Genomic DNA, 6,294 nt, shown 5'->3' on the forward strand with positions numbered 1-6,294 from the left:
ACCCGCCCGCCGCCCCCCCCCCCCCCCCCACACCACCCCCCCCCCCCCCCCCCCCCCCCCCCCCCTCCCCCCCCCCCCCCCCCCCTGCCCCCCCCCCCCCCCCCCCCCCCCCCGACGGCGGTCAGGCCCGGGGGAGCTTCGGGAGCAGGACCGCGGCGGCGGTGCGGGCCACGCCGCAGGTGGCGTCGTTCGCCGTGCCCGCCGTCTCGACCACGCTGATCTCCGCCAGTTCGCGGTGGCCGGGCAGGCCCGGGGCCGGCTGGCTGGTGTCGACCAGGCAGAACGCGCCGGACTGACGCAGCCGGGCCGCGCGGCCGCCGATCTGCTCGTCCGAGACGGCCGGCAGCTGCGGCTCGATCGTCTCCACCGTCAGCTTGAAGCTGAGCTTGCCGCGGAAGCAGCTGTGCCCGGACAGCCCGGTCGTCGGGCGGGTGCCGGCGCCCGCGACGGCGTCGAGCTCGTGGCTGTCGAGCATCGCGCACGGCAGCACCAGGCCCCACGACTTCTCGGAGAACGTCAGCCGCTTGACCTTGTTGCCGGTGACGGCCGTGAGCGCCGAGCCGACGGCCGCGTCCGCGACCCCGCAGCGTTCGGCCTGGTTGCCGCCCTCGTCGGTCACCGAGAGGTCGAGCCGGTTGCCGTCGGCGAAGGTGATCGCGCGGGTGCAGGCGCTGCGGTCGTTGAACATCGACTGCTGGATCGCGACGCCGTCGGGCACCGGCCCGGCGTAGGCGTAGGGCTTGATGTTCGGGTCGGAGTCGAAGGCCAGCGGCCCGACGAGGACCGTGCGCGGGCCGGCCTGGGCGAGGCAGCTTTCGAACGTCGGGGTGGCGACGGCGCCGGGCACGACCTCGGGCACGTCGAGCAGGCTGCAGTAGTCGACGGTGCCGAAGTCGCCGAGCGCGGCGCCCGCGGTCAACGGCGTCGGACCGGACGTCTGCTCGGGCGCGGCCCGCGTGGAGGCGCAGCCCGCCGCGAGGAGGGCGCAGAGCATTACGACGGCCAAGCTTTTCCAACGCGGGTACACGGGGCGTAAGTATCACCACATCGGGGCGAAAAAACAGCCCTGACGGGGACATCTCTCAGTATTTTCCGCATCGTGCGCGGAGAACGCGCAGGTCACCGGTTTCCCGGCCCGCCGACGGCGGATTCCGCAGTGCCTGAACGTCTTTCGCCTTTACCGTCCCCTAAGGGAGCGATCCTTCCCGCGAGCGATGCGGAACCGGGTGCTCCGGTGGTGAAGTGGGGACAAGAGGAAGTTCGAGGAAAGGGAAAAGACGATGAGCGCACCGGTCACACGACGGCTGTCCCGCCCGCGCCACGGCCGCATGATCGGCGGCGTCTGCGCCGGTCTCGCCCAGCGGTGGGGCATGAAGACCGGCACCGTGCGGCTGCTGGCCGTGCTGAGCTGCCTGCTGCCCGGACCGCAGTTCGTGGCTTACCTGATCCTGTGGGCGGTCATCCCGTCCGAGTGACGGCGGTGAGGAAGCCGCGCCACGCGGAGGTGCCGACGGTGAAGTGCGGGCCGGAAGGGTCCTTGGAGTCGCGGACGGCTACAGCGGGGGAGGCGAAGGCCACCTCGACACAAGCGGTGTTCTCGTTGCCGCTGTAGCTGCTCTTCCGCCAGGCGAAGGCAACCTCGATGCAGGCGGTGTTCTCGCCCTGGCTGTAGGTGCTCTTGCGCCAAGCCTGTTCCACGGTCCACCCCTATGCGCTCAGCTGATCCGCGAGCCGCAGAAGCAGATCGCGGGATTCGTTTTCGCCGAGTGCAAGCTTAGCAAGAGTGGTGAACCGCCTGGCCAGTTCGGCGACCTGGGTCAACTTGACCAGCTGCAGGTTTCCGGCTGCGTGATCGACGTAACCAAGGTCGGTGATGGTGTCGTCCGGGAAGCGGAGGAGCGAAAAGGCGCCGTGCAGGCCGAGGTAGGTTCCCATGTCGGCCGGGATGATCTGCACCCGCACCGTGGGCAGCTCGGTCAGCTCGAGGATGTGCAGCATCTGCGACACCAGAACGTGCGGCTCGGCGACCCGCCGCACAAGCGCGGTCTCGTCGACGATCGCGTGCAGCTGGAGCGGATCGTCGCCCTTCAGCCGCTCGCAACGACGCATCCGAACGTGGAGCTTGTGGTTGCGCTCGCGAGTGCCGCTGTCGGCGTAGAGCGCCCGAGTGAAGGACTCGGTCTGGAGGAGTCCGGGCACCCAGGCCAGCTCGAAGTTGCGGACCGAGACCGCCTCCGCCTCGAGCGCCGGATAGCTGTTGACCGACACCCTCGATGCGGTTCTGGTTGGGCCGCCGCGCCTCCCGCGCGACCTCGACCAGCTCGACCAGGTCGTCCTCGGGCACGCGATACAGCTCCGCCATCGCCCGCGCGTGCAGTGGGTGGATGGCTCCCTGGCCCTTCTCCATCCGCGAGAGCGTGCTCTTCGACAGGTCGAGATCGCCGCCTGCCTGTTCCAGCGTGAGCCCGGCCTTCTCCCGCCAGCCCCTCAGCTCGCGGCCCAGCTGCAGCCGTCGAATCGCCGGAACGCTGTAGTACGCCACCCGCACCTCCCCGTCGCCATGATCGCGCGGGGTGCAGTGTCCGGGCGGGAGGGCGGCGCCGGGATCCCGTGCCGATCACCCCATCAGGGGCGCCAGCAGGACATCGCTCGGTCGATCTCCTGCTCGTCGAGCGGCGGGCGGGTCAGCTGCGAGGGCTTGCCGGGCTCGGCGCGGAGCCCGTCGAGCAGCATGCCGAGGCTGCGGCGCCACAGGTCCGGGTCGACCGCGCACGTGAACTCGACCACCGAGCCGACCATCATGTGCACGAGCGCCATGTCCGACGGAGCGAAGTCCGCCCGCAGCCCACCGGCGTCCTGCGCCCGCTCGATGAGCCGTGTGATCAACGGCACCATGCGGGCTTTCTCTTCGGCGACGTGCTCGTGGCCGAACTTGTTCGACAGCATGATCTCGCGCAGCCCGCGGTCCGTGGAGTGCAGCTCGGCCGCTTTCCACGTGAAGTCGACGAAGGCTTCCCACGCGTCTTCGGCCTTCAGCGCCCCTGCCGCGAGGTCGCCGATTTCTTCCATCCGCTCGGCGAACATGGCCTCGACCAGGTGTTCCTTGCTGGGGAACCGGCGGTAGACCGTGCCGACGCCGAGGCCGGCGTGGTGGGCGATGTCGTCCAGCGTGGCTTCCAGCCCGCGCTGGCCGAACACTTCGCGGGCCGACGCGAGGATGCGACGGCGGTTGAGTTCAGCGTCACGTCGCAGCGGCCGCGCCGGTGCGGCGGGACCAGCGTCCCGTGCCATGCCGTCCAGTCTAACGCGTGAAGTAGAGGCACCTTCTCCGGTTTGTGTGTACCTTGGGTCGCGTAAGGGGAGATACCTACTCCACATACCGTCTTGATCACTCCCAGTGAGGGGACACCCATGTCCGAATCCACTCTCGCGGTCGCGCCGCCGGGGGACGCGCGCGCCGTCGAGAACCCGCATCACGCCAGGCGCTGGCTGATCCTGGTGATGATCGGCATCGCGCAGCTGATGGTGGTGCTGGACGCGACCGTCGTGAACATCGCGCTGCCCTCGGCCCAGGTCGACCTGGGCTTCTCCAACGACGCGCGGCAGTGGGTCGTCACGGCGTACGCGCTCGCGTTCGGCAGCCTGCTGCTGCTCGGCGGTCGCCTGGCCGACGTCTTCGGCCGCAAGAACGCCCTGCTCGTCGGTCTCGCCGGGTTCGCCGCGGTGTCCGCGCTCGGCGGCGCGGCGAGCAACATCGAAATGCTGCTGATCGCCCGCGCGGCCCAGGGTGTCTTCGGCGCGCTGCTCGCGCCGGCCGCGCTTTCGCTGCTCACCACGACGTTCACCGACCCGAAGGAACGCGGCCGCGCGTTCGGCGTGTTCGGGGCCATTGGCGGTGGCGGCGCGGCGGTCGGGCTGCTGCTCGGCGGCGTGCTGACCGAGTACCTCGACTGGCGCTGGTGCATGTTCGTGAACATCATCTTCGCGGTCGTCGCGTTTGTCGGCGGCTCGATCCTGCTGCGCAACCAGCGTGACGACGGCCCGCGCCCGAAGCTCGACCTGCCGGGCACGATCACCGCGTCGGCCGGCCTGTTCGCGCTGGTCTACGGCTTCGCGAACGCCGAGTCGGACTCGTGGTCGTCGGTCTCGGTGTGGGGCTTCCTCGCGGCCGGCGTGGTGCTGCTGGGCGTGTTCGTCTGGCTGCAGCAGCGCGTCTCGCACCCGCTGCTGCCGCTGCGCGTGCTGCTCGACCGCAACCGCGGCGGCTCGTACCTGGCGATGTTCCTGCTGGCCATCGGCATGTTCGCGATCTTCCTGTTCCTGACGTTCTACGTGCAGCAGAACCTTCGCTTCACCCCCATCGAGAGCGGTGTCGGCTTCCTGCCGATGGTCGCGACGCTGATGCTGGCCGCGACGACGGCCACAGCCGTGCTGCTGCCGCGCTTCGGCCCGCGTCCGCTGGTCCCGACGGGCATGGCGATCGCGGCGGTCGGCCTGTTCTGGCTGAGCGGCATCGGCCTGGACAGCACGTACGCGTCCGGCGTGCTCGGCCCGCTGCTGGTGATGGGCTTCGGCATCGGGCTGGCGATGGCGCCGGCGATGAGCGTCGCGACGTTCGGCGTCGAGGCGCACGACGCGGGAGTCGCGTCGGCGGCGGTCAACACGATGCAGCAGGTCGGCGGCTCCATCGGCACGGCGCTGCTGTCGACGCTGGCCGGCAACGCGGCGACGTCGTACCTCGCGGGCAAGGTCCCGACGCCGCAGCTGGCGGCCGAGGCGGCGATCGAGAGCTACACGACGGCGTTCACCTGGGCGGCCGTCATCTTCGCGGCGGGCGCGCTGATCAGCGGCCTGCTGCTGCAGTCCGGCGTCCCGAAGGGCGAAGCAGCTCCCGGCGCCGTGCACATGTGAGTCACGCTTGAACCTTCCCGGCCCTCCGCGCACTAGTAACACTGAGAACGTGCGAAGGAGGGCCGGGTGGGGGCGTCGAGAGACCTCGATTTCAGCGACTACTTCGCCGCGCGCGTGCAGCGCTTCCGGCGGGTCGCGTTTGCGCTCTGCGGTGACTGGCACGCGGCCGAGGACCTGGTCCAGGGCATGTTCGTGCAGCTGTACCGGCACTGGCGACGGGTCCGCCCGGACACGGCCGACGCGTACGCCCGCCGCATCCTGCTGAACCTCTTCCTGGCCGGGCGGCGCAAGTCCGGGCGCGAGTACGTGACGGCTGTTCCGCCCGACCGGGAGTCGCCACCGGGCCGGGACACACCCCTGCGTCTCGACGTGGAACGCGCGCTGTCCGGGTTGACACCCCGGCAGCGCGCGATGGTCGTGCTCCGGTTCCTCGAAGACCTCCCGGTGGCGGAGGTCGCTTCGCTGCTCGGCGTCGCCGAGGGCACGGTCAAGTCCCAGACGGCCCGCGGTGTCGAAGCCCTGCGCGCGGTCCTGCCCACACCGACGGCGGAGGAGTGGTGATGGAAGACGTCCGAGCCTCTTTGACGGCCTACGTGACCGAAGGCGAACCGCCCCTCGGCCTTTCGGCGGCCGGGGTCCTGGCCTCGGCCCGTCGGTCGCGGCGGCAGCACCTGCTCACCGGAGCGGTGGCGATCGCCGTGGTGGTGCTCGCGCTGGGACTGGCGGTGGTGGTGCTCCCGCACCGCGCCGAAGTCGCGAACCGCCCGTGCCCCACGGCGACGGACACGCGCTCTGCTTTGGTCGATCGGCTGAGCTGCCTGATCGGCAACGCGGTGCGGTCGATGCTCGCCCCGGACGCGCGGATCACGCGGCTGACGATCCCGGGGGAGACACCGCCGGAGGACCCGTTCCACCTGATCGCCGACGCGGCGGGCGACGCACCCCGGGACGCGCTGTTCCACATGGGGGTGCGCGTGACGGATTCGCGGGGATCCGGGTCGGTGTACGTCATGATCGTGCCGGGTGGCGTCGGGACCCCGCCGTGCGGCGAACCGGGGGAGATCACCTGCCGCACGGAGCCGACACCCCAGGGCGTCCTGTGGTTGTCGTCGCTGACCGCGGGTGACGCGGTGAAGAACCGCGCGTCGCTCGCAGGCTCGACCGCGCAGGTGCAGTTCTGGTCGACCAGCAGCGGGGTGCTGGAGCAGAAGGACGTCCGGCTGCCCGAGCAGCGCCCGGAACCGACCTTGACCTTGGACCAGGTCCGGGCGCTGGCGCTGACCCCGGGGCTGGATCTCTAGCGCCCCAATGTGGCCTTGGTTGCGTTGAACGCACCCAAGGGGCCCTTCGGTGCGTTCAACGCACCGAAGGCCACATTGGGGC

General features: G+C 70.7%; 8 protein-coding genes and 1 pseudogene. 4 read left to right on the forward strand and 5 right to left on the reverse strand.

The window, feature by feature from the left end:
* Nucleotides 1–121: 121 nt before the first annotated feature.
* Complete coding sequence (locus tag ACZ61C_RS21790) at nt 122–994, reverse strand: hypothetical protein (RefSeq protein ID WP_465309381.1); 873 nt, start codon at nt 992–994, stop codon at nt 122–124.
* A 286-nt stretch (nt 995–1,280) separates the two neighbouring features.
* On the opposite strand from ACZ61C_RS21790, the gene ACZ61C_RS21795 reads away from it, so the two are divergent.
* Nucleotides 1,281–1,475, forward strand: a complete 195-nt coding sequence (locus ACZ61C_RS21795; protein ID WP_465309383.1) for a PspC domain-containing protein — start codon at nt 1,281–1,283, stop codon at nt 1,473–1,475.
* Here ACZ61C_RS21795 and ACZ61C_RS21800 read toward each other — a convergent pair.
* The 4 genes and pseudogenes from ACZ61C_RS21800 to ACZ61C_RS21815 form a co-directional block, all read right to left on the reverse strand.
* Complete coding sequence (locus ACZ61C_RS21800) at nt 1,459–1,698, reverse strand: DUF397 domain-containing protein (protein ID WP_465309385.1); 240 nt, start codon at nt 1,696–1,698, stop codon at nt 1,459–1,461. The two genes, ACZ61C_RS21795 and ACZ61C_RS21800, sit on opposite strands and share 17 nt — an antisense overlap.
* 9 nt (nt 1,699–1,707) lie before the next feature.
* Nucleotides 1,708–2,268 carry a DUF5753 domain-containing protein gene (locus ACZ61C_RS21805; protein ID WP_465309387.1) on the reverse strand — a complete coding sequence of 187 codons (561 nt, stop codon included), beginning with the start codon at nt 2,266–2,268 and terminating at the stop codon, nt 1,708–1,710.
* A gap of 64 nt (nt 2,269–2,332) precedes the next feature.
* Nucleotides 2,333–2,548, reverse strand: a pseudogene (locus tag ACZ61C_RS21810) (helix-turn-helix domain-containing protein); the annotation flags it as partial.
* A 77-nt stretch (nt 2,549–2,625) separates the two neighbouring features.
* The gene (locus ACZ61C_RS21815) at nt 2,626–3,291 is read right to left on the reverse strand and encodes a TetR/AcrR family transcriptional regulator (protein ID WP_465309389.1); all 666 of its coding nucleotides are present in this window, start codon (nt 3,289–3,291) and stop codon (nt 2,626–2,628) included.
* Nucleotides 3,292–3,411: 120 nt separating this feature from the next.
* Between ACZ61C_RS21815 and ACZ61C_RS21820 the strand changes: the two genes are divergently transcribed.
* The 3 genes from ACZ61C_RS21820 (at nt 3,412) to ACZ61C_RS21830 (ending at nt 6,212) form a co-directional block, all read left to right on the forward strand.
* Nucleotides 3,412–4,911 carry an MFS transporter gene (locus tag ACZ61C_RS21820; RefSeq protein WP_465309391.1) on the forward strand — a complete coding sequence of 500 codons (1,500 nt, stop codon included), beginning with the start codon at nt 3,412–3,414 and terminating at the stop codon, nt 4,909–4,911.
* 66 nt (nt 4,912–4,977) lie between these two features.
* Complete coding sequence (locus tag ACZ61C_RS21825; protein ID WP_465309393.1) at nt 4,978–5,472, forward strand: SigE family RNA polymerase sigma factor; 495 nt, start codon at nt 4,978–4,980, stop codon at nt 5,470–5,472.
* Nucleotides 5,472–6,212, forward strand: coding sequence for a hypothetical protein (locus ACZ61C_RS21830; protein WP_465309395.1), 741 nt, complete (start codon nt 5,472–5,474; stop codon nt 6,210–6,212). The genes ACZ61C_RS21825 and ACZ61C_RS21830 overlap by 1 nt, the downstream gene beginning before the upstream one ends.
* Nucleotides 6,213–6,294: the final 82 nt, after the last annotated feature.

The organism is Amycolatopsis sp. NPDC104587, from assembly GCF_055583645.1.

Excerpts from the sequence above, each read along its gene's own strand:
- ACZ61C_RS21790 (WP_465309381.1), bottom strand. The coding sequence starts at position 994 with ATGCTCTGCGCCCTCCTCGCGGCGGGCTGCGCCTCCACGCGGGCCGCG.
- ACZ61C_RS21795 (WP_465309383.1), top strand. The coding sequence starts at position 1,281 with ATGAGCGCACCGGTCACACGACGGCTGTCCCGCCCGCGCCACGGCCGC.
- ACZ61C_RS21820 (WP_465309391.1), top strand. The coding sequence starts at position 3,412 with ATGTCCGAATCCACTCTCGCGGTCGCGCCGCCGGGGGACGCGCGCGCC.
- ACZ61C_RS21830 (WP_465309395.1), top strand. The coding sequence starts at position 5,472 with ATGGAAGACGTCCGAGCCTCTTTGACGGCCTACGTGACCGAAGGCGAA.
- ACZ61C_RS21815 (WP_465309389.1), bottom strand. The coding sequence starts at position 3,291 with ATGGCACGGGACGCTGGTCCCGCCGCACCGGCGCGGCCGCTGCGACGT.